The following is a 22,165-nucleotide window of genomic DNA, read 5'->3' on the forward strand; positions in this document are numbered from 1 at the left end:
GCGGCCGCAGGTGGCGCAGGTGGTCATGCGTCCCAGCGTGCTGTAATGGCCTTGTGCAGTTCAACCATTACGGCGGCGCCGACACGTTGCTCGCCGCGGCGCTGCTCAACGCCCCCGAGCGGAGCGGTCCGCCAGCCGCCGGCGGGTTCGAGCAGCGTGGCCGGGAGCGTCGCTACCTCTTCAACGCGCTTATATCGACACACCTATATGTCTGCTATCATGGTGCGGGTGTTGCGGTTGCCGCCCCTCGCCGGCCTGATGGCTGATCCCGACGTCGACACCACTGACGACGCGCGCATGCTCGACCGGCACCTGAGGGCCGGGCACGCCCTGCCACCGTTGCCGATGTCGATCGGTGACGCCTACCTGCTCGGAGGAACTCTGCCGGCCGGACTGGCGGCGTACGAACGGCAGGCGCCGCAGTACCTCGCAGGCTACAGCCGGACGCCGGCCGGCCTGCCCGAGGCGCGCCGGTCGATCGCGGCGGACACCGTGCGGTCCGAGCGGCTGGACCGGCACGCGAGCGCCGGCGCGGACCTCGACCTGCATCTCACCTCCGGCACCGGCACCCGCGGCATCATGGGCGACTTCGCCAGGCACCTGCTCGCCGCCGACGGCGATGGCCGGACTCCGGTGGTGTTGTGCGCCTACCCGACGTGGGACTACGCCGGCGTGTTCGAGCCGCTCGGCCACAAGATGGCGTACTGGCCGCTGCGCGCCGAACATGCCTGGGTCCCCAACCCGGCCGACATCGAGGACGCGCTGGCCGAGCTCGACGCCGACCCCGGCCGGCGGCTCGCATTGGTCGTCGTGAACACGCAGCACAACCCGACCGGCGCGACCTGGCCGGAGAGGGTCCTGGCGACGCTGTTCGAGGCCGCCGCCGCCCGGGGTGCAGGAATCCTGCTCGACGACGCCTACCGCCGGGTGGTGACCGACGACGCCGACGAGGTCTCCGCGCTGGCGGCCCTGCTCGGGTACTTCGCGCGCGTCGGCGCGCCGGAACGGGCACGGCGCCGTTGGTGCCGCGTGGAGTCGTTCGGCAAGGTGTTCACCTGCAACGACTGGGGCATCGGCAGCGTCATGGCCCACCCCGAGACGTTGCGCGCCATCGCGCGGCACACCATCCAGTGGGCCTTCCCGCGCGGAGCACGCCGGCAGTGGGCAATGGCGCGCTGGCTGGCCGACCCCGAGTGCGCCCGTTACCTCACCGGGCTGCGCACCGCCCTCGGCCACCATCGGGCCCTGTGGGCCAAGTCGCTGGTCGGGCTGGGCTGGCCGCGGGAGCTCACCGCCACCGGGACCGCGACGCCGTACTTCCTGGTCGCGGTCCCGCCCGCTTTCCGCACCCGGCCGAACGGCGTCGACGCCTGGCGCCGGGACCTGCTGGACCGCACCGGGCTGCTGTTCTCGCACGCGTCGATCACGATCGACGGCACCGACGCCAGCGTGCCGTTCCTGCGGGCGTACCTGGGCGGAGGCGAGGACGTCGTCGTCGAGGCGATCCGGCGGCTCGAGGACACCGGGATCCGTTACCACTGAACGTTCATGCGGGAACGCACTCGACGACGTCAACCTGCGGCAGCCGAGTGGCGGGCTCGCGGATCGCCAGGCCCGAGCCGTGGACGAGTGCCGCCAGCTCGCTCATGGTCCGGTTGCCGCCACCGGTGAACGAGAACACCAGCAGGTCGTCGAGAACCGCCGACTGTGCGCGTGGCGTCGCCGTGGGCCGGTCGGGGATGATCTGCTCCAGGATCAGCAGGCGGCTCCCCTGCCCCATCGCCGCTCGGCATGAGCGCAGCAGCGCGGTCGCCTCAGCGTCGCCCCAGTCCTGCAGGACGTACTTCAGCAGGTACACGTCGTGCCCGGCCGGGACGCCCGCGAAGAAGTCACCGGTGACGACCGCGCACCGGTCCAGCATGCCTTCCGCGTTCAACAGCCGCTTCGCCGCCGACAGCACCTCGGCCCGCTCGAAAACGGTCCCGCGCAAATGCGGCCAGGCGTGCAGCAGCCGGGTCAACATCCGGCCGTCACCGCCGCCGATGTCCACCACGGTGGACACGTCCGAGAAGCCGTAAGCTCGGGCGAGCTCGTCACCGATGCCGGCAGAATTGGCGGACAGGTCCCGCACGAACAGCTCCCCGAGCGACGGGCGGTCGCCGAAGAACTCATACATCGTGCGCTTGTGCGCCGCCTCGAACGCGCAGCCGCCGTCGAGCAGCGCAGTGGCGAGCCCCTCGAACACCCGGAACAGGTCGGGGTGGCCGAGCTGCAACGACCGATGGTGGAGCGAGCCGGGCATGTCCCGGCGCAGCAGCGGTGTCAACGGCGTCTGCCGCAGCGCGCCGGCGTCGTCGATGGCAAGCAGGCCGAACGCCGCCCAGGCCCGCACGATACGCAGCAGGTTGGACAGATCGACGCCGGTGTCCCCCGCGAGGTCCGCGGCGCTGCGGGGGCGTTCGCTCAGATAGTCGGGCAGCCCCAGGCTGACGCCAGCCGAGACGACCTGCGTCGTGATGGCGCCGGACAGCAGGGACAGGACGGCGGTCGTACCGGCGAAGTCGGTGGGGTTATGCAACGGTTACCCCGTGGGTCTCTGCGTGGCTGCTGCTATGGGCGTGGCCGGCGCGGGCGCGCGCCGCCCACAGCTGCGGGAACGGCGTGCGCAGCCGGCTCATCAGGTACTCCAGGCCGGTCGTGCCGCCAGTGCCCGGACGGTTACCGATCATCTGGGTAACGACGTGGAGGTGGGTCGTCTGCCAGTTCCAGACCCCCCGTGCCAGCTCGGCAAGGGCCTGGGACATCCGGAACATCGGGTCTCCGCGCAGCCCCCCGGCGACCAACTCGGCCAGGTCGCGACCGGAGCGGTCGAGCAGCCGCAGGTAGCCCCCGAAGAGCGGGCCCGGCTCGTCGCCGTTCAGGCCGAGGATCGTCCGCAGCCGGTGGAAGTGCGCGGACTGGGCGCCGCTCGCCGTGCCGAGCCGCTGCCGGAACGCGGCGAAGCACTCGACCGGGAGCCGCCCGAGAAGCTCGGCCTGCTGACGCAACATCACCATGCAGTCGCTCGCCCGGCCCACGCTCTCCAGCCAGTCCTCAACGTCGCCGCCCGTCATGGCCAGGCAATCGACCGCGGCGTCGAGCTCAAGGGTCGCCTGTCGCAACAGTAGCTCACTACATTGGTGTGTAACAATAAAGAAGTGCTCCGCACGAAACGTCCTGAGATCGTCCGGCGGAGTGAGAGGATGCTGCAGGGACATGAGCTCCGGAATTCGGAGATAGCCGGCGTAACTTCGGCGTTCCGTAGCCGGATGCAGGTGCGAATACACGATTCAACAGGCCCTTCCCGTCTCCGTTGATCACCAACGGTACCCGAGCCACGACTCCGGGACAAGATGTCTGTGGGATTTTCAATTGCCGTTCATCGATGAATGATCCTCAGATATTAAATAGCCACGTACCGTCAGAAATTCGGTTTTAGCTACACTGCCTGCGAATACTCGTCGATCAGTCCGCCCGACGAGGTCTTGGGGCCCTCGATCTTCTCAAGCAGTGTCATCGGCTCACCTGTCCCGGTAGTGATCTGACGGGTCATGGCAGCGAGCTCCTCCTGCCACGACGGGCTGATCGGCACGTCCGCGATGGCCGCACGGCTCGCCTCGACCAGGTCGGCGATACGTGTCTCCACTTCGGCGTGCACCTCGCTACCCACCAGAACCTTGAGGAGCCTCGCCCGATCGCCGTGGGCGCCGAGTACCAGATCGCGCACCTGACCGTTTCGCTCGATTGCCAGGGCCACCAGCAGGTTCATCTGCTGGTCGTCGCCGGCACGCGTTTGCTCCGATCGCCGCGCGGCGCTTCCGGGTGCACGACGAGCCGGTCGGCCAGGCCAGCACGCCAAAGATCACCTTGAGCTCCTCTGGCGCGGCGACGGGAACGTCCGCGGGCACCACTTGTGTTGCGGAGGCCGTGCCGTTCGATGACGAAACTCGTGAAATTTGCCGTAAACCAAACCGGGAAGCTCGGCAACCCCTCTCTCGAGCCCATCACCTGCGAGGGAGGCTGCGATGACCGCACGGCAGACGATACGGCGCGCGGCCGATTGCAAGGCACCAAGGGCACGACCCCGACAGCATCGTTCGATGGCTCGGTCTCGCGCCGCGGCCAGCCGGGCCGCGCAGCACGCCGCGGCGCATCCGCCGGGGAGACCGCAATGCTGAGGGGCTTGCGGTCTCCCCGGCACCCCCACCGGCGGCGGCCACGTCCGCGCCGCGGCGCCGGCCTACAGTTCGATTGCCATGGCGCGTGTGAGGCCCAGCAAGGCGGCTTTGCTCGCGCAGTAGGCGGCTCGCTCCTCGATTCCCACCAGGCCGGCTTGTGAACCGACAGAGACCGGGCCGAGGGTTTCGGTGATCGTGCCGATCGCCTGCTGGACGGACATCGGGTCGGTGACATCGAGGACGCGCAGTGGCGTGCCAAGGAGTCTCGCCAGTTCGTGCGCCTGGTCGCCGTCATGGCTGGTGCCGACGACACGGGCTCCTCGCTAGGCAAGTTCGAGCGCGATTCCCCGTCCGATGCCACGACTGGCACCGGCGACCAGCGCGACCGCGCCGTTGAGTCCGCGGTAGGGGTCGATCTGGTAGGTCACGCGTCCTCCCATCGGCGATCGGTAAGCAATCCAAGGCAGCGAGGACCAGCGGGGCGATGACGCGGTCGATACGGCGTCCCATGGCCGCACGACGCCTCGAGAGGTCGAAGCCGTCAGGCACGGGTGAGGTTCTCGTCGTGCGGTTGGCCGGTGTTCGGGAGGACTCCCGTCGATGCTTCAGCGAGCAGGCCCTCGCCGCGCATCTGTGCGGTCACTTCAGCGGCAGCGCTGACAAAAGCCTCGATGTGGGCGCTCGTGTGCACGGCGGAAAGATAGATCTTGGATCCGGGTCGGATGAGGAAGCCCTTGGCGAGCATCCGGCTGCCGAACTCGATCGCGGCCTGCCGATCGGAATCGATGTAGTCGCGATAGTTGCGTACCTCGGAACGGCCGAACACCACATCCGTGAAGGCGGGGACACCGATCGGCGCCGCAGCAACGCCAGCGTCGGTGAAGACATCAGACAGGCCTGCTTGGAGCTGCTTTCCGAGGTCGGTGATGATCCCGCATCCGTCGATCTCGTGCATGACGTTCACGGCGGCGAGGCCGGCGGCGCATCCGAGTGGGTTTCCGTTGAGCGTTCCGCTCATGTAGACGCCCCGCGGGGCCATCGATGGGGCGAACCAGTCCATGATGTCGCCGCGGCCGGCAACACAGGCCAACGCAGTTCCGCCGGACATTGCTTTGCCCAGCGCGCACAGGTCGGGGGTGACGCGGAAGAGGCTCTGCGCGCCGCCCATGTCGAGGCGGAACCCTGTGACGACCTCGTCGAAGATCAGCAGGGCGCCGATGCGGTCCGCAACGGCACGCAGCGAGGCAAGGAATCCCGGGGCTGCGCAAATGCCGCGCTGGACGGGTTCGGCGAGGATGGCGGCGATTGCATCGCCGTGTTCGGCGACGACGGCTTCTACAGCGGAGATGTCGTTGTAAGGAACAACGAGAACGGTGTCGCTCACTGCGTCCGGGATGCCGAGCGAGTCACTGAAAGCGGTCGGGTAGCGCGGGGCGCCGGTCGGCACGAAGCTCTGGAGTGCGTAGTCTGTGTGACCGTGGAAGCCGCCCTCGAACTTGAGGATCTTGGTGCGTCCTGTGTGCGCTCGCGCCACCCGCAGTGCGTAGAAGACCGCCTCGGACCCGTCGGAGCAGTAGCGAACGGATTCGGCGCAAGGGACAAAGTGGCAGATCTGCTCGGCGAGTTCGACCGCTGGCCGGTTCGGCAGATAGTAGGTGCTTCCGCGGCTCGCTTGCTCGGCGATTGCCCGCACGATCGCCGGGTGCCCGTGGCCCAGAACCAGTGGGCCCGAACCGAGGAGAAAATCGACATAGTGCTTGCCGGTCGAGTCCCACAGGTCGACGCCGTCGGCGCGGTCGACCACGATTCCGCGGTCTGCGGGCAGCGAGAAGTCGTTGATGCTGCCGCCGGGGAAGACGTGCTCGGCGCGGCGGACAAGCCTGGAGTCGATGATGGTCATGGCAGGGTCCTTCGGTAGATTCGCTGCGGGCCGACGCTGCGCGTTCGGGAGGGATTCGCTGCGGGTGCGGTCAGGGTCAGTTCCAGGGCGCGGGGGCCTCGGGCGCCCCGATCGGGAGGCCCTTGCTCCCGCCGTTGGTGGGCAGCCGGATTGCTCATTCCTGCGCCCCCGCGAGGGCCCAGTCCGGGCGGGTGCCACGGCCGCGGGCCGCGCGGGCGTCGCCCGATCGGGCGTGTCCCTCGAAGCGCTCGGCGCGAGCGGCGCGGCCCAGCAGCTCGCCGAGCTGCGCGGAAGCCTTCCGGTCCGTCACTTCTTGGTGAGCCGAGGCCAGCAGCGGGTATCGGCCACCGGGCACGTAGGCGCCGACGGCGTTGACGGGGATGTTCTTCTGCCCGAGCAGCACGCCGGGAGCGACCTCGGCCTCGAAGTCGCTCAGGGAGTTACGCTGCAGTTCCGCGAAGCGCCGTACGTTCTCCTGGACCGTCTTGATGTCGGCGATCGTCTGCTCAGGTACCCGAGCGATCGCGGCCTCGATCTCCTCCCTGCTCAGTCGGAAGGACTCGGGCGACCACTTGTCGAACTTCCCGGAGTACTCGCGCACCGCCTCGTCGCCGCGGACACGGATATCGGCGAGCACCGCCTCCACGGTCGCACGCACGGCCTCACTGGACGGCTCGGCCCCTGTGGACCCTATGGGCAGCTTGACGCGCTTCTTCACCTGCGGCTCCTCTCGGACCAAGGCGAACCGGCCCTGGCCGGCGCCTTTCCAGCAGGCTAGGAACCGCCGTTGATATAGCACAACCGCAAGACAACTTCGGAAACTGATAGCGTTTCCTTATGACACTGATGCAGCTGCAGGCTTTCCTCACAGCCGCAGCCCGGGGAACGTTCACTGCGGCAGCCGACGAACTCAAGATGAGCCAGCCCGCGATCTCCGACCTCATCCGCCGTCTCGAAGACGAGCTTGGCACGAAGCTCTTCCACCGCGGCCGCTCACTCGTCCTCACTGATGCTGGCGAGCAGCTGCTGCCTCACGCCGAGCAAGCCGTCACCTCGGCCCGTCTCGGTGCCCAGGCCGTGCGTTCACAGCTCGACCTTGCCGGGGGCACCGCCACCTTCGGGCTTCTGCGCAATGCCGACTTCTACCTGCGCGCCGACCTCGCACAACGCTTCCGCACCCGCTATCCAAAAGTCCGTGTTCGCCTCGTCGGACAGCACAGCGCCGAAACCGCCCAGTCCGTCGCCTCCGGCAGTCTCGAAGCCGGCCTTCTCACCCTCCCAGTCCCCGACGAGGGCCTGGACATCGTGCCGCTGGCCCGGGACGAACTCCTCTACGTCACCGCCGATGCGGCACGCGCGCACACGCCGCCCACCATCGACGACTTCTGCGGCGTGCCGCTGGTCCTGTATGACGCCCACCACGCCGCCGCCGACCCGGCCCGCCGTCAGCTTGCCGAGCGCGCGCAACTCGCAGGCCGGCGCATCGAGCCGGTCATCGAGGTGGAATACCTCAGCACCGCACTCACCCTGGTCAAAGAACGATTCGGCGACTCGGTGATCGCCCGGGCCGCAACCCTCTCAGGCGTCATGCCCGACAACCTCCACACCACGCCCTTTGCCGAGCCCTTGTACGAAACCCTCGCCCTGGTCAGGCGGCGCGGCCAGATCCTGTCCCCGGCCACCCGGGAAATGGCCCGCATGGCATGGGACTCCCTCGTCGAGCACCAGTCCGGCCTCCACGGCACAGTCGAGATCACCGCGTCCACGAGGCAGCTGCGGAGCTTCTTCGGCACATGACCACCCCCGGATGTCGGGAAGAACGGCAGCCGGTGAAGGCCGGACACGAAGGACGCTGAGCAGTGGCAGGGTAGATCCATAGCGGAACGCTATGGATCCCCGAAGGAAATCGCCCGTTGTTGTGTGGCCGGGGAACTCCTACCGTGAAGCAGCACCGGAGCCGTTCAACATCTGTCTCCGCAGGTGATCCATAGTGTTCACCCGCTCCACGCAAACCCCACGGACGCAACACACCCCCGCATGTGAACGCCGAGGCCGGCCCCGTTCCGCCTCTCCAGAACCGTGCGTCGGCCCGGGAGCCCGCCGGACCGACCCCGCCCGTACTTCCGGGACAGATCAGCGCGGAGAGCTGCGCCGCATGACATCGGCGCCTCCCCCGCACATGTTGCGCAGGCGACCGTACGGATCCGCCGCTGCGCCCGTACCCCACATCCCCTCACCGCATACCGACGGCTGCTACCCGCCTCGCGGTCGGTTCCCTGACCCCGCCTGCCGCCCACTCCTTTCTGGGGACACCTGATGAATCTGACCAAAACGCCAATATCAGCACCAAATAGCGGCAATCTTGTCACCGGTCTCAAGATCCGCCAGGTCACCATGATCTCGATCGGCGGCGTTATCGGCGCGGGCCTTTTCGTAGGCTCAGCCAACGCGATAGCCGCCACCGGTCCGGCCGTCCTCATCTCGTTCCTGCTCGCCGCCGCTCTGGTCGTCCTCGTCATGCAGATGCTGGGCGAGATGGCCGTAGCCAACCCCGACACCGGCTCTTTCTCCACCTATGCCGACCGCGCGCTGGGCCGCTGGGCAGGCTTCTCCATCGGCTGGCTCTACTGGTGGTTCTACGTCCTGGTCATCCCCATCGAGGCCATCGCCGCCGGTAACGTCATCGGCTCCCTGATCCCCATCCCCAGTTGGATCCCCGCCCTTGCCGTCATCCTTCTGCTGACTGGAAGCAACCTCCTCTCCGTACGCAACTACGGAGAGTTCGAGTATTGGTTCGCGCTGCTGAAAATCATCGCCATCGTGGCCTTCCTGGCCCTCGGCGCATTCGCCGTTGCTGGCGTCCTGCCCGGCACCGCCGGCGGCATCTCCAACTATTGGGACCACGGCGGCTTCGCCCCCAAGGGCGGCATGGCCGTCGTCGCCGGATTGCTCACTGCGATGTTCAGTTTCCAGGGCAGCGAGGTCGTCACCATCGCCGCCGCCGAATCCGATGAACCGAGGAAGAACATCAAAAAGGCCATCCGGGCCGTGGTCTGGCGCCTGGGCGTGTTCTACCTAGGTTCAATCTTCATCGTGGTCAGCCTCGTACCGTGGAACGCCGCCGGCCTGTCCGCCGGTTCCTATCAGGCAGCCCTGGACGTCATGAACATCCCCGGCGCCCGACAGATCATGGACGTCGTGATCATCATCGCGGTCGGTAGCTGCCTCAATTCGGCCATCTACACCGCCTCCCGTATGGCGTTCTCCTTGGCCAAACGGCAGGACGCCCCGGCTGCCCTCGGCACCGTCTCCTCCACCGGGGTGCCCCGCACCGCCGTAATCGCTTCCACGGTCGTCGGCATCATCGCGGTCGCCGCCAACTACCTCCTGCCCGACGTCTTCGGCTACCTCATCGCCTCAAGCGGAGCGATCGCACTGATGATGTACATGGTCATCGCGATCACCCAGTACGCCACCCGACGCCGCAACGACCCGACGTCCGACGTGCGCATGTGGCTCTTCCCCTACCTCACCCTTGCCACCATCGCCTTCATTGCCGCCGTGCTGATCGTCATGGCCGTCCTGCCCGAGCATCGCCTGGAACTGTGGCTCTCCCTCAGCCTCGCCGCCATCCTGGTAGCGCTCGGCATCATCCGTCAGCGCCGGAATGCGATTCCCCGCCCCGCCCCGAGTCCGTCCCTGCGGTGATGGCCGCTCCCGCGGAATCCCTCATACCGCAGTCTGGCGACTAACGCTCACGCCGGCACCTCCAGTCCAGCGCGCGCAATCGTGCTCGCGCAGCGACGAGGACGGCGCCGCGCCAACCGGGAAGCACACCGTTCGTTCCCAATGAGCCTGCACCGTGTCCCAGTTGATGCGCTCCGTCCTGCTCCATGGTCCCGTTCGTTCTGCTGGCCCCCCGCTTCTGAGACGGTGGCCTCGCATCCGGCGCGCAGCCGCAACGCCGTTTTCCACTCCGGCGTCTTGTGTTGCGCTCGAGCGCGAGTCTGGAGTTCCTGCAGCGGCTCGGGCAGCAGCAGGTGCCGGCCTTTGCCATCAACGTCTTCCGTGCGCTGCTGCCGGGCCGTGCAGGCGCGCAAGTCCGCCCACCGGAACAACGCATACAGTCGGGTTGGCTATCCGCCGCCGTCGGCTTCCACTGTGGACGGACGTCCCCTGTGGACATTCTATGGCCTCGGCTTGCCGGGTCGGCGTGGAAGCCTTCACTGGCCCGATCCACGGCACGCGGGTCCTGGCGGACCGGTCCGACAATGGTTGTCCCTTGAGCATTTGGGGCCCGGTGCACCGTTTCGGCTGTGTGACAAGCCGCCGTCGCGCTTGGAGAAACCCTTGGAGGCGCGGGTTGCCGCCGTCGTCGTAGATGGCGCCGTCGGGGCACGTCGGCGGGTCGCGGCTTTCGACGTCGACGGCCTGGTCGTGCAGGTGCGGCGCGACGCCGGTGACGGGCAACGTGTTCGATGAATGTGACCCATAGTCATCATTCCGGACTTGACGTCGTGCCTCTGCGAATGCGTGCGGTCCGGATGGCGACGAGGGTGCTGATCGGAAGGGCCAGGGCGTGCGGCAGGCAGATCATTGGGTCCCCGACGAGGAGCCCGTAGGTGAGCCAGAAGGCGCTGGCCGCGGCAGCGAGGACGTACATGCGCGCCGACACCCCGGCCACGCCCTCGTCCGTTCGCAGGGTGCCTAGTTGTGGCACGGCGGTGAGCGCTGCGGTCGTGACGGCTACGACGGTCAAGAGCGGGAGATAGTGAGCCATGCCGAGCAGCGCGACGCAGAACAGCCCGAATGAGATTGACGCCCGGGCCCGCAGCGTCGGTCGTCGACGACTCAAGATCACCGTCAACGTGAGAAAAGCCACGAGTGGTGGAATCTGCCCGGCCAGCAGGCCGAGGTCGTGACGAACTACCGCGTAGCAAGCCCAGGCGAGTCGAGACGTACAGCCGACAAACACCGTGCCCAGCGAGAGACCCGCCACGGTGCGGAGCGCTCTGGTGACCTGAGGCCAGGCATAGACTGCGTTCAGCGCGGTGCCAGCAATGCTGACCAGCGTGGCGGCGTCCGAGTTCATCATCGTTCGTGTCTTTCTGGCAGGCGATGGCGGCTGCTCACCGCTGGTCAGCGTCCGCCGGTCAGGTCAAGCGTCGTGCCGGTGCCGAATGCGGCATCCGGCGACAGCATCCAGGTCACGGCGCGTGCAACGTCCTTGACCGTGCCGGCCCGGCCGAGGACTGCTGTGGGCCGAGGCGCCGGGCGCAGTCCGGCTCTCCGCCAGTGGCGTACATCTCGGTGTCGATGATCCCGGGCCGAACGCGGTTGACACGTATGCCGAAAGGGGCGACCTCGATCGCGAGACCCGCACTGTTGACCATCGCGATCAGACTGCCCATCTCATCAGCGGCGGCGAACAGCCCGCTCACCTGCACCGGGTCGCGGCAATCGCATGGCACCGCCCGGACCGGGCTTTCCGGACGGTCGAGTCCAGCGACCACAATTACGTGCATGCTCGTGGTTGCCGCGGTATCCCAGCACGAGCACCCGCCCGCGCCGGTACCGCAGATGCCACCGGTGATGGCACAGACGCCAGGTGCCTGCATGTCGATCCTCCTGTGGTGAAGCGCGTCGGGCCGTGACCCTATGGGTCGGCACGACGCCCTGGCGATGCGAGAATCACTCAATGAGTCGCGACACGCCGTCCTCGATGATCGGTCGAGTCTTGACGCTGCTCGACGCCGTCGCTGAGGCCGACATCACCAGTCGCCGCGACCTCGCCCGAGCAACGGGACTGCCTCAAGCGACATGCAACCGGATCGTCGCGAGACTCGTCGCGGAGCGCATGCTCGCCGAGGGACCTGCGGGCCTGCGTCTGGGGTTGCGGCTCTTCGAGCTCGGCACTCAGGCCGCTCAGGCCGGCCTCACCCTTCTCGACGTCGCGGGCCCGTACTTGCTCGACCTACACACCACGCTTGGCTGGACAGTCCAGCTCGCCGTTCTAGACGGCGATACCGTGATCTACCTACTCAAGATCAATGCCAGTCATCGTCCCCGACTCGACACCCGCGTCGCTGGACGCTTCCCACCGCACTGCACAGGAGCGGGCAAGGCCCTGCTCGCGTTCAGCCCTCCCGAACTGGTCGACAACGTCCTCGACCGAACCGCACTCACCGCCCGCACGCCTTCGACCATCACCAACCGCCAACTCCTGCTCAGCGAGCTGCAGGCGACGAGACGCCGTGGCTACGCCATCGATCGTGGCGAGTTCCAGACCGGCCTGGCCGGTGTCGCCGTACCCATCCGCCAACGCACACGACCCGTCGGTGCGGTGACGCTCAGCGGACCCACCGAGTCGTTCGACCCGCCACGCGCTGCCCACGCTGCACGGGTCGTCGCCCAGTTGATTGAATCCCGATTGGCCCCAGGGGCCGTAGCGATTCGCAAGAGCAGTGCACATGGCGAGGTCGAACGTTAGTGCGTTGACGTGATCGGGCGTTGGCTTGATCAGGAGATTGGCAAGCCGCATCTCTCCATAGTTCGATGCCGGACTGGTCAGCGGCGGACGGCTTGAGATCGGCGGATCTCGAGCCATCCGATCGATCAGACGCGTAGCGGCCTCGCCGCTGTCGCAGCTCTCCATGCCTGGCGTGCTGCCGGACCGCCACGACCGGAAAGACGAAGCGGTCCGGATCGTTGCCTCAGAGCAACAGTGCCGGTACGGTCGCCAGAATCAGTAGCCCGGCGAGCGTGATGTTGACCGCGCGGGCACGGCCCGGGTTGCTCAGCGCGGGAACGAACAACCTGGCAGCGAGCAGCCACATCGCGTGGATGAGGATCACCATCAATGTGAGTAGCGGTATTTTCAGCAACGCGTCTGCCGCAGCTGTACTTGCCAACTGGACGCTGGCGAACACGGCTGCGATTGCGATCCACGCCTTGGGGTTGATGACCCCGAGGACGAGTCCGTCAGCGAACGACGGGCGGCGGTCGGACGCGGTCTGTTCGGCCAGCGGAGGTGCGGTGGCGAGTTGGTAGGCAAGCCACAGGATGTAGCCCGCAGCGGCGATGACCAAGACCCAGCGAAGCGTTGGCGCGGCGAGCAGGACGGCCGTTACACCGGTGGCGGCGCCGAGCAGTACCACGGTGGTACCCACAATGAGGCCGACGCAGTACGCCAAAGAGCGCCGGACGCCGTAGGCGACAGCCGCAGCGACCAGGCTGATCGTCGAGGGCCCCGGACTGCCCATGATCACCAGGGACGCGAGGACGAGGGTTCCAACCGGGCCGACGTGTACGGCAGGGAAGAACTCGGGCAACGCGAGCAGCAGCGGCGGGTCGTATCGTGGTGTCATGCCGCGGAAGCTAGCGCCGGTGGACAGGTACGGTCTTGAACGATCGTGCACGTCGGCGTCCGAGTCCATCCGATTCGGGGTGGGCTCGCCCGGCCTGAGTCGAGCGGAAGTATCGCTCTCGCGGACCGCTTTCCAGCCACACCGGCATGACTCCTACGCGCTCGGCATCACGACCGGTGGAGTGCAGACCTTCGGCTACCGCGGTGCGCGACGAGTGTGCCTGCCCGGACAGCTGCACCTGCTGCACCCGGATGAGCTGCATGACGGCGCTCCAGGTGTCGCCGGTTTCACGTACCGGATCGTCTACCTGGCGCCAGAATTGGTCCGTGACGCCCTGGGTGGCGGGTCGCTGCCGTTCGTCGCCGAACCGATTCAGCATTCCTCCGGCGTGGCGCAGCCGGTAGCCGCGGCACTCGCCCGGCTGCTCGCCGACATCGACGAACCGATCAGCCAACTCCTTGTTGTGGAGGCCGCCGTCGCGATCGCCGACGGGCTCGCTCAACTGTCCGAACGCGCAGCCCGCCGAGCCGTGACCGTCGACATGAGCACGGTCCGGCTGGTGCGCGAATACCTGACCGCACACGCCAGCGAGCCGATCAGCGCGGTCACCCTCGAACGGCTGGCGGGTGCCGACCGGTACACGATCGTGCGCCAGTTCAAGGCCGCATACGGCACGACCCCCGACCGGTACCGATTGCTGCGACGCCTCGACGTGGCCCGGGCCGCCATCGGCAGAGGGCAGCCGCTGGCTCAGGCGGCCGTTGATGCCGGCTTCGCTGATCAAAGCCACCTGACTCGGCAGTTCAAGCGTGCCTACGGGATGACACCCGGCTGCTGGCAGCGCCTCACAGCCACGGCCAGCTGCCGCTGATCGACAGGATCCCGCCCGTTCGAGGCTGGCACGGCCGACCACGCCGACGACCGGATGACCTGGTCGCCGACCGCGCCCACGATCCCGACAACTACCGCAAGACCCTACGTCGCAGAGGGATCCGTCCGCGCATCACCTACCGCGGTCAAACGCATGGCGTGGGACGCGACTTGTTACGGCCAGCCGCCGGTGAAGCCGATGACCTCGCCGGTGGTGAAGGGCGAACGCCCGGAAGCGAGAAAGCTGACGAGCTCGCCCACCTCTTCAGGCTCGCCGAGCCGGCCCGCCGGTACGGTCGCAGCGATGGCTTCGCGGCCGGCTGGGTCATCGACGAACGCAGCCCGCGGGTAGTACAGCTCGCTGTAGAGGTAGTTCGGGGCCACCACGTTGACCTGGATACCGTACGCGGCCGCCTCCTTGGCAAGCGCCAACGCGAAGGCGGTGGTGCCGGCCCGGATCGTGGTCGGTGTCGCAAAGCCCGGCTCAGGCCGCCGCGGGCGGGCCGACGTGATGAAGACGAATGTCCCGCTCCCCCGCTGCTTCATCGCCGGCAGGTACAGCTGGGTCAGCCGGAACGGGAACACGAGCACGGCCTCAAACGTGGCCCGCAGGTCCTCCACCGCAATGTCCTCGATCGCGTTGCGTGTGATCGGGAAGACGTCGTTGCAGACCACGACATCAACGGCGTCGCCCGTCGCACCGAAGATCTCCTCGGGCTCCCTCACATCAAGGCAGTGCACGCCCGGGTAGGCGCCCGCATAACGCGTACGGACTGCCCCGTCGGTGAACGACGGATCATGGCAAACAACCTGATACCCGGCCCGAAGCAACACCGGAACAGTGCCGGGGCCCGCGTACTGACTAACGTTAGTGACCAGTACCCGACGCATGCGTAAACCTCCAGGCGTGGCTTCAATCCGAAATAGGTACAGCGAACGTTTGGACTCCGCCTCGCGGCTCCCAAACAGCCAGTAGCCGGACAAGCTCGTCAGTGACGGGATGAGGCTGCCGTTGGAGGCGTCCTACGAGCCGACGCTCTCCGACAGTTCCAGCAGGTGCCTCGGCGACGACCGTGTCCGGCTACCCGGTTCGACCGCGCTCGTGCGCGTGCCACGCGGTGCGCCCGCCGGCGTCAAAACACACGACGTAGCGGCGAACCTGGGTGGTGCGGTCGGGCCCAGAGGGCTGCCTTTCGTCACGAGCATGAGGACATGGTACCGAACGGTTCGATGTTGTGCTACGGTGCCGAGATCGAACCGATCGGTTCGATCCGCCGAACAGCGACTGGAGGCAACGACGTGACGACGTCCCTCGATCCGCTCGTGACCGATCCCGCCGAGGACCTGCGCCCGCCCGCCAGTACGCCCGCGCTGGCCATCGACAGCGGTGGCGAGACCTTGCTGGGACTCCTGCACGTTCCGGCCGGCCCCGGCCCGCATCCGATCGTGATCATCCTGCACGGCTTTCCTGGCAACGAGCGCAACTTCGACCTGGCGCAGGCGTTCCGGCGGGCGGGGTACGCCGCCCTGGTGTTCCACTACCGCGGATCGTGGGGGGTCGGCGGTTCCTGGTCGTGGGGGCACGTCCTGGAGGACGTCGGCCGAGTGCTGGCCGCCGTCCGCGACCGCTCCCTCGTCGCCGCCCACCGGCTCGACCCCGACCGGCTGTGCCTGATCGGCCACAGCCTCGGCGGGTTCGCCGCCCTGATGAGCGCCGCCGCTGACCCGTCCGTCGTCGCGGTCGCCTCGGTCGCCGGGTTCGACCTCAGCGTCGTGGACACAGCCGGCCATGCCGATCCGGCCGCACGCGAGGCTTACGTCGACATGTTCGACGGCGAACTGCTGCCACTGCGGGGTACCAGCGGGACAGCGCTCGTCACGGAGATCGAGGCGGCCGGACGGGCCTGGGCATTGACCGGCCTCGCGGCGTCGCTGGCCAACCGCCCGGTGCTGCTCGTCGGCGCTGGCGAGGACCACATCGTCACCCCGGTCGAGGTGCATCACCGACCACTCGTCGACGCCTACCTCGCGCACCCGGAGAACCGACTCGAGCACCACGTCCTGCCCGCCGACCACGCACTGTCCGGCCATCGGGTGCAGCTGGCGCGTCTGCTGCTGAGCTTCCTCGACCGGCACCTGCGCCCTGTGCGGTGATCGCCACATCGCCGATCCGGAATGCACCACGACCGGGCCGACCGTGGCAGTTGGCCAGACTTACGCTCGGTGCCACAACGGCGCTCGGGCTCGCCCGGTTCGCCTACGGCCTGCTCGTCCCGGCCATGCGCACCGACCTCGGCTGGAACCTCGCCCAGGTTGGCGCGATGACCACCGCCAACGGCATCGGATACCTCGTCGGCGCACTGCTGACGGCGCCGCTGGCCCGGCTTCTGACGTCGACCGGCACCTTCCGGTGGGGAATGGTCGGCTGTGTCGGTGCGCTCGGCATCACCGCGGTGAGCAGCAGCTACCCTGCCCTGCTCGCCGCGCGCCTCGCGGCCGGCGCTGCGGGTTCGCTGGTGCTCGTCACCGGAAGCGGGATTGCCTCCAGGCTGGCCACCGCGGTCGGCTCGGCCACACCGATCGGCGTCTACGTCGCGGGCTCGGGTGCCGGCATTGTGCTCGGCGGTGACACGGTCCCCTCGCTGCTGGACCGGCACCCCGAACGTTGGCCGACTGGCCTGGCTCGGCCCGGAGCAGGTTGTGGGTCATGGCGGTGAGGGTGAGCCAGGCGGCGTTGGCGGCGAGCCGGCGGAGGGCAGGTGGGCCAGGGGTCCGTCGATGAGGTCGGCGAAGACCTGTTCGATGACGGCGTGTCCGCGGTGGGTGAGGTCGGCGTCGATGGTGGGTTCGTCGGTGTCGGTGAGGAATACGTGGTGGCGCCAGAGCTGGAACAGTTCGTCCTGGCCGTCGGGGGCGGGGTTGCGTTCCTTGACGCGGCGCACGATGAGCCGGGCGGTGACCTTGTGGGCGGTGGTTTCGAACGCGGTGTAGACGGTTTCGGCGACCTGCGCGTCGGAGATCCAGGACCCGGTCTCCTCGTCGTAGACACCGCCGGGGTACCGCACCGGCGTCCAGGCCGCTTCGTCGATGCCGGCGATCGCAGTGCGGATTTTGGGGTTCATCTGCAGCGTCAGCGAGTAGTTGACCCCGGCCTGCAGGCAGGCGGACACCACGGCGCCGGACCCGAACGCTGAGTCGGCGCGGACCGGGACCCGGCCGGTCGCGCCGCAGGCCCGGGCGGTGCTGATCGCCTGCCGCACGAACGACGCCGCGCCACGGGCCGAGTTGGCGCTCCCACCCCGCAGCCGGGTCGCGGCAATCACCGGCGCGGCCTGTGCGGTGCTGATCGTGGCGATCAGCGGGGACAGGCCACGCAGTTTCACGCTGTAGCCGCCGACCTTGGCATGTCCGAACCCGGTGCCCTGCTTTGCATGGCCGTACACCCGCCGCAGCAGCGAATCCACGTCCACATAGGCGAGCTCCGGTCCCGGTGGCTGTCACCCGAGAATGGTGCGCGAACGGCTGTACAGGTCCAACGCTGCGGATCTGGACGAGTTAGCTGACCGGCCGATCCCGGCCGGCGACGTCGGCTCAGCCACCGCCGTCCCGGCGCTGCGCACCGCTGACGAAGCCATGTACCGAGCCAAGGCCACCGGACGCAACAGGGTGGAGTACGCCGTTGACACCGTTCAGCGCCCCGACACGAGGCGGTTGCGACCGCCTCGTGGAACCCGTAGCGCCAACGTGTCAACACGGCTGCGATGCGCGGGTCACTGGAGGAGGTGGGGGCCTCCAGCGCCTCTCGCGCGACGCACCCCGCCGTCACCAGCGGAGCCTCACTCCCGGCTAAGTCGAATAGCCGGGACACCCAAGATCGTCGATGGGTCGAGGCTTAGATGGTGCGTCGCGCGATGGCGCGCAACGCCTCGGGGTGGGCCGCGGCGGCACCGATGCCCCAGTTCGCTGCAGGCGAACACCTTGCATACGCGTAGTGATCTTGGCTTGGCTCGACGGTCGACGCCATACCCCGATAGCTCGGAGGAGATATGGACGATCATCGGGTTGGCCCGGCTTGACCGGGGATGCTTCGATACTGGTTGTCGCATGCATCGAGGGAGTGTGCTCGCGTGGGCTACGTCTTCATCTCGTACGCTCACGCCGATGCCGCCACGGTCGACTGGCTGGCCGAGGTCCTGGCTGGCGCAGGGGTGTCCGTATGGTTCGACCGGGAACCCGAAAAGGGTTTGACCAGCGGCCAACGCTGGGATCGGGAACTTCGCCGCCGGGTTGACGCATGCGCCGCCCTGATCGTCGTGATGTCCCCCGCGTCAACTGGCAGGCCGTGGGTACGGCTGGAGGTTGGGCGGGCCCTGGACCGGGGCAAGCCGGTGCATCCGCTGCTGCTGGAGGGCGAAGCCTTTCCCGAGCTGATTGCGCTCAACCTTCAGTATGAGCACGTCAGGGTGGGCCAGGTCCTCTCTTCGGGCCTGATCCGGACGTTCCGCAACGCTGCCGCCCCCGCGACCCCGTCCAGCGCCTCCGCAGCACGGGAGGTGATTGGTGGCTGGCCCGGTCACCACCCCCACTTCGTCGGCCGCGACGACCTCCTTCTCGAGGTGGAGACCGGCCTCTACTGGGGGTCCGCCGTCGCTGTCCAGGCCCTACGGGGCACCGGTGGGGTCGGCAAGACCCAGCTTGCCGCCGAGTACGTGCATCGCCGACGTAACGACTACGACCTCGTCGGTTGGATCGACGCCGAACAACCCGCTGCCGTCCCTGACCAGATTGCCGCACTCGCCCCCGCGCTCGGCGTAGTGGCTACGACGGACGCGCCGACAACAGCGTTGCAGGTCAAGCGCGCCCTCAGCTCCACTGGGCTGCGGTGGCTGCTGGTCTTTGACAACGCCGGCGAGCCTCTCAGTCCTGGGGGCGAGCCCTCCGGTCTGTTGGAATGGGTACCGCGGGTAGGCGCAGGGCACATCGTCATCACCAGCCGGCGGAGCGGATGGGAGGCCCTCGGTTCCCAGGTGGAGGTCGACGTGATGAACGCGGCCGAGGCAGTCAGCCTGCTGCACCGGCACGTGCCAGCCGTCGATCAGATCATCGCTACACAGATCGTGGAGTGGCTTGACCGGCTGCCACTTGCGGTCGAGCAGGCCGCCGCCTACCTCGCCACGACCGGCACACCGGCCGACGACTATCTGGTCCTGCTCCGAACGCGAGGCGAGGAACTGCTCGACAAGGGCCACGTTCTCGGCTATGAACACACCGTCGCCACGGTATGGGACGTATCGCGATCGAGCCTGCACGACCCTGCCAAACCTCGATGGTGGCCGATCCAAAGGCCATCACCTGCCGAGCAACTGCTACGGCTGTGTTCGTTTCTCGGCCCAGAGCCGATCCCCCTGGACCTCTTCACGACACACCCCGAACTGCTGCCGGCGCCTCTGTCTGACGCCGCACGCGACGAGATCCGCTTCGGCGACACCGTCGGCGCGCTCGCCCAGCGAAGCCTCATCCGTCGTGATCCGAACGCCATCACGGTCCATCGACTCCTCGCCGCTGCGATACGCCGTCCACTGTCGACCCTCGCTCGACTTCGCGCGACCTGGACCGTGCAGGATCTGCTCTACGAACACCTGCCCAAGCAGACCGCGGCAACGCCAGCAGGGTGGCCAGCTTGGCGGACGCTGCTGCCCCATGTGCTCACCTCCGCCGCCCACGAAAGCTACCGCCGCGGCGCGCGTGATCGCGCACCATTGCTGCGTGAGCTGGCCGCGACGTTCCTACACGCCAACGGACAGCCTTCGCTCGCCATCCCCATGTATGAAGCCGCCGTCACTGACATGCAGCAACTGCTCGGACCCGACGCTCGCGGCACCTTGGCCACGCGCACCAAGCTCGCCGAAGCCTACGCCGATGCCGGCAGGTTCGATCGCGCAGTCTCCCTTCACGAGGCGAACGTCAAGGTCGCCGAACGTGCGCTGGGTCCCGACGACCCAGACACCCTGAGCCTGCGGAACAACCTCGCCAGCACCTACAGCGCAAACGGGCATCTCGATCAAGCTATTCCTCTGCTCGAAGGCATCGTCGCCGACATGGAGCGGGTCGTCGGCCCCCATGACGGGCGCACCCTGCCCGCCCGCAACAACCTGGCCGGCGCCTACTCCAGGAGCGGGCAGAGCGCTCGCGCCATAGCGATATACGAAGACGTTATCGCCGACATGGGTCGCGTGCTCGGCCCCGAGCACCCGCACACCTTGATCACACGCGGCAACCTCGCCCGCGCCTACCTGGATACCAGGCAACTGGACCGGGCCGCGCCGTTGCTGCAGGGCATCATCACCGACGCGGAGCGCATACTCGGTCGGGACCATCCGCAGACCCTGCTCGCACGCAGCGACCTTGCTCGTGCCCGCGAGACGGCCGGACATCTCGACCTGGCGGTACCGCTCTACAGGGCCGTCCTCGCCGACATGGAGCGGGCGCTCGGCCCCGACCACCCGTTCACCGTCCACGCGCGCACCAGCCTCGCTGAGGCGTACCTAGCGGCGGGAGAACTCCAGCAAGTCATACGGCTGCAGGAGGAGGCGCTCAGCAACGCCCTGCACATCCTTGGCCCCGACCACCCTGTGATCGTGAGCTGCCGCGTCGAGCTTGCCAAGGCATACACCTTGGCGGGCCAACTCGACATCGCCATCCCTCACTTCGAGACGGCCCTCGCCGACAGCTTGCGAATCCTCGGCCCCGACCACCCCGACACGCACGCGTACCGCAGTCTCGTGGGCCGCGCCTACGAGGCGGCCGGGCAGTCCGGCCAAGCCATCCCTCACCTCGAGGCCGCCCTTACCGACACACTGCGGATCCTCGGCCCCGAACACGCCGACACCTTCACTGCGCGCTATACGCTTGCCGGCGCCTACACTTCGATCGGCCAGCTCGGTAAAGCCATTCCTCTGTACGAGGCCGCCCTGACGGACGCGCTACGGCTCTACGGCCCAGAAGACTCGCACACACTGATCTCCCGGAGCAACGTTACTGGTGCCTATATGGCAGCTGGGCAACCCGAAATGGCCATCCCTCACTTCGAGACCGAACTCGCCGAACAGACCCGACTGCTCGGCTCCGAGCATCCTGAAGCACTCGTTTCAGGCAACAATCTCGCCATCGCCTACCGAAAGGCCGGGATGGCGGACAAAGCCATTGCCCTGCACGAGGCAACCCTTGCCAAGATGACGCGGGTTCTCGGATCCGGCCATCCCGACACCCTCGCCTGCCGTAGCAACCTGGCTACCGCCTACCAACAGGTCGGCCACTTCACGAAGGCCATCCCGCTTCACGAGGCCAGCATCTCCGAAATGACGCGGGTTCTCGGGCCGGACGACCCCAATACACTCAGCGCCCGCAACAACCTCGCCGCAGCCTACGGCTCGGTCGGGCAACTCGACCGAGCCATCGCCCTGTTCGAGGCCGGCGTCACCGATAGGCTGCGCGTGCACGGCGCCGCCCACCTAGAGACGCTGTCTGCTCGCAACAACCTCGCTTACGCGCAACTCCTCGCCGGGCATCGACGCCGGGCCGTCGCACTGTTCGAGGCGACCCTGGCCGTGGCCCCGGCCGTACTCGGCGCCGATCACTCCGTCGTCAAGAACGCGCAGGAAGGCCTACGTCAGGCACGAGACAGCGGGTGATCTGCATGCACAGTCACCATCGCCCACTCTGCAGTCAGGTCGCGGACTTGCCCGGTGCCGACAACGTGGCGGTACGGGGTCGAGTTGCGCGTGTTGCGATGCGGCCATCGCTCGTGATGC

The 22,165-nt window shown here is 67.8% G+C and carries 20 protein-coding genes; 8 read left to right on the forward strand and 12 right to left on the reverse strand.

What is annotated here, in order from left to right; genetic code table 11:
- Positions 1-228: 228 nt before the first annotated feature.
- Entirely contained in the window at positions 229-1,542 is a 1,314-nt protein-coding gene (locus IEZ31_RS21130) for a pyridoxal phosphate-dependent aminotransferase (protein WP_190251649.1), read from the forward strand.
- 4 nt (positions 1,543-1,546) lie between these two features.
- On the opposite strand, the gene IEZ31_RS21135 is transcribed toward IEZ31_RS21130, so the two are convergent.
- From IEZ31_RS21135 to IEZ31_RS21160, 6 genes are all read right to left on the reverse strand, one after another.
- Positions 1,547-2,578 (reverse strand): methyltransferase, encoded by a 1,032-nt coding sequence (locus IEZ31_RS21135; RefSeq protein ID WP_190251650.1) that lies wholly within the window; start codon positions 2,576-2,578, stop codon positions 1,547-1,549.
- Positions 2,571-3,326: a tryptophan 2,3-dioxygenase family protein gene (locus IEZ31_RS21140; protein ID WP_190251651.1), complete on the reverse strand. Its 756-nt coding sequence runs from the start codon at positions 3,324-3,326 to the stop codon at positions 2,571-2,573. Before IEZ31_RS21140 ends, IEZ31_RS21135 begins: the two co-directional genes overlap by 8 nt.
- Positions 3,327-3,478: 152 nt before the next feature.
- Positions 3,479-3,808 (reverse strand): hypothetical protein, encoded by a 330-nt coding sequence (locus IEZ31_RS21145; RefSeq protein ID WP_190251652.1) that lies wholly within the window; start codon positions 3,806-3,808, stop codon positions 3,479-3,481.
- Between the two features lie 471 nt (positions 3,809-4,279).
- Positions 4,280-4,438 carry an SDR family NAD(P)-dependent oxidoreductase gene (locus tag IEZ31_RS21150; protein WP_190251653.1) on the reverse strand — a complete coding sequence of 53 codons (159 nt, stop codon included), beginning with the start codon at positions 4,436-4,438 and terminating at the stop codon, positions 4,280-4,282.
- Positions 4,439-4,758: 320 nt separating this feature from the next.
- Positions 4,759-6,117, reverse strand: coding sequence for an aspartate aminotransferase family protein (locus tag IEZ31_RS21155; protein WP_190251654.1), 1,359 nt, complete (start codon positions 6,115-6,117; stop codon positions 4,759-4,761).
- 154 nt (positions 6,118-6,271) lie between these two features.
- Positions 6,272-6,775, reverse strand: coding sequence for a histidinol dehydrogenase (locus tag IEZ31_RS21160; protein ID WP_229835682.1), 504 nt, complete (start codon positions 6,773-6,775; stop codon positions 6,272-6,274).
- Positions 6,776-6,954: 179 nt separating this feature from the next.
- Between IEZ31_RS21160 and IEZ31_RS21165 the strand changes: the two genes are divergently transcribed.
- Together IEZ31_RS21165 and IEZ31_RS21170 are read left to right on the forward strand one after the other, a co-directional pair.
- Positions 6,955-7,914 (forward strand): LysR family transcriptional regulator, encoded by a 960-nt coding sequence (locus IEZ31_RS21165; RefSeq protein ID WP_190251655.1) that lies wholly within the window; start codon positions 6,955-6,957, stop codon positions 7,912-7,914.
- Between the two features lie 519 nt (positions 7,915-8,433).
- Positions 8,434-9,825 (forward strand): amino acid permease, encoded by a 1,392-nt coding sequence (locus IEZ31_RS21170; protein WP_190251656.1) that lies wholly within the window; start codon positions 8,434-8,436, stop codon positions 9,823-9,825.
- Between the two features lie 47 nt (positions 9,826-9,872).
- Here IEZ31_RS21170 and IEZ31_RS59395 read toward each other — a convergent pair whose 3' ends face one another.
- The 3 genes from IEZ31_RS59395 to IEZ31_RS21185 form a co-directional block, all read right to left on the reverse strand.
- Positions 9,873-10,235, reverse strand: coding sequence for a transposase (locus tag IEZ31_RS59395; protein ID WP_373294651.1), 363 nt, complete (start codon positions 10,233-10,235; stop codon positions 9,873-9,875).
- A 380-nt stretch (positions 10,236-10,615) separates the two neighbouring features.
- Positions 10,616-11,212 carry a hypothetical protein gene (locus IEZ31_RS21180; protein WP_190251658.1) on the reverse strand — a complete coding sequence of 199 codons (597 nt, stop codon included), beginning with the start codon at positions 11,210-11,212 and terminating at the stop codon, positions 10,616-10,618.
- A 112-nt stretch (positions 11,213-11,324) separates the two neighbouring features.
- On the reverse strand, positions 11,325-11,735 hold the full coding sequence (locus IEZ31_RS21185; protein WP_190251659.1) for a Rossmann-fold NAD(P)-binding domain-containing protein: 411 nt from the start codon (positions 11,733-11,735) through the stop codon (positions 11,325-11,327).
- 80 nt (positions 11,736-11,815) lie between these two features.
- On the opposite strand from IEZ31_RS21185, the gene IEZ31_RS21190 reads away from it, so the two are divergent.
- Positions 11,816-12,607 carry an IclR family transcriptional regulator gene (locus tag IEZ31_RS21190; protein ID WP_190251660.1) on the forward strand — a complete coding sequence of 264 codons (792 nt, stop codon included), beginning with the start codon at positions 11,816-11,818 and terminating at the stop codon, positions 12,605-12,607.
- Between the two features lie 223 nt (positions 12,608-12,830).
- Here IEZ31_RS21190 and IEZ31_RS21195 read toward each other — a convergent pair whose 3' ends face one another.
- Entirely contained in the window at positions 12,831-13,484 is a 654-nt protein-coding gene (locus tag IEZ31_RS21195) for a LysE family translocator (protein ID WP_190251661.1), read from the reverse strand.
- Between IEZ31_RS21195 and IEZ31_RS21200 the strand changes: the two genes are divergently transcribed.
- Complete coding sequence (locus tag IEZ31_RS21200; protein WP_190251662.1) at positions 13,483-14,355, forward strand: AraC family transcriptional regulator; 873 nt, start codon at positions 13,483-13,485, stop codon at positions 14,353-14,355. The genes IEZ31_RS21195 and IEZ31_RS21200 overlap by 2 nt on opposite strands.
- 173 nt (positions 14,356-14,528) lie before the next feature.
- On the opposite strand, the gene IEZ31_RS21205 is transcribed toward IEZ31_RS21200, so the two are convergent.
- A complete protein-coding gene (locus IEZ31_RS21205; protein ID WP_190251663.1) occupies positions 14,529-15,245 on the reverse strand; it encodes an SDR family oxidoreductase in 717 nt (238 codons plus the stop codon).
- A gap of 408 nt (positions 15,246-15,653) precedes the next feature.
- On the opposite strand from IEZ31_RS21205, the gene IEZ31_RS21210 reads away from it, so the two are divergent.
- Both IEZ31_RS21210 and IEZ31_RS21215 read left to right on the forward strand, forming a co-directional pair.
- On the forward strand, positions 15,654-16,508 hold the full coding sequence (locus IEZ31_RS21210; protein WP_229835684.1) for an alpha/beta hydrolase family protein: 855 nt from the start codon (positions 15,654-15,656) through the stop codon (positions 16,506-16,508).
- Positions 16,505-17,071 (forward strand): YbfB/YjiJ family MFS transporter, encoded by a 567-nt coding sequence (locus IEZ31_RS21215; protein WP_268241678.1) that lies wholly within the window; start codon positions 16,505-16,507, stop codon positions 17,069-17,071. Before IEZ31_RS21210 ends, IEZ31_RS21215 begins: the two co-directional genes overlap by 4 nt.
- On the opposite strand, the gene IEZ31_RS21220 is transcribed toward IEZ31_RS21215, so the two are convergent.
- Positions 17,060-17,824 carry a transposase gene (locus tag IEZ31_RS21220; RefSeq protein WP_190251664.1) on the reverse strand — a complete coding sequence of 255 codons (765 nt, stop codon included), beginning with the start codon at positions 17,822-17,824 and terminating at the stop codon, positions 17,060-17,062. The two genes, IEZ31_RS21215 and IEZ31_RS21220, sit on opposite strands and share 12 nt — an antisense overlap.
- Before the next feature lie 657 nt (positions 17,825-18,481).
- Here IEZ31_RS21220 and fxsT point away from each other — a divergent pair.
- On the forward strand, positions 18,482-22,045 hold the full coding sequence (gene fxsT / locus IEZ31_RS21225; protein WP_190251665.1) for an FxSxx-COOH system tetratricopeptide repeat protein: 3,564 nt from the start codon (positions 18,482-18,484) through the stop codon (positions 22,043-22,045).
- Positions 22,046-22,165: the final 120 nt, after the last annotated feature.

It is taken from the genome of Dactylosporangium sucinum (assembly GCF_014647515.1).
Classification (GTDB): Bacteria; Actinomycetota; Actinomycetes; order Mycobacteriales; family Micromonosporaceae; genus Dactylosporangium; species Dactylosporangium sucinum.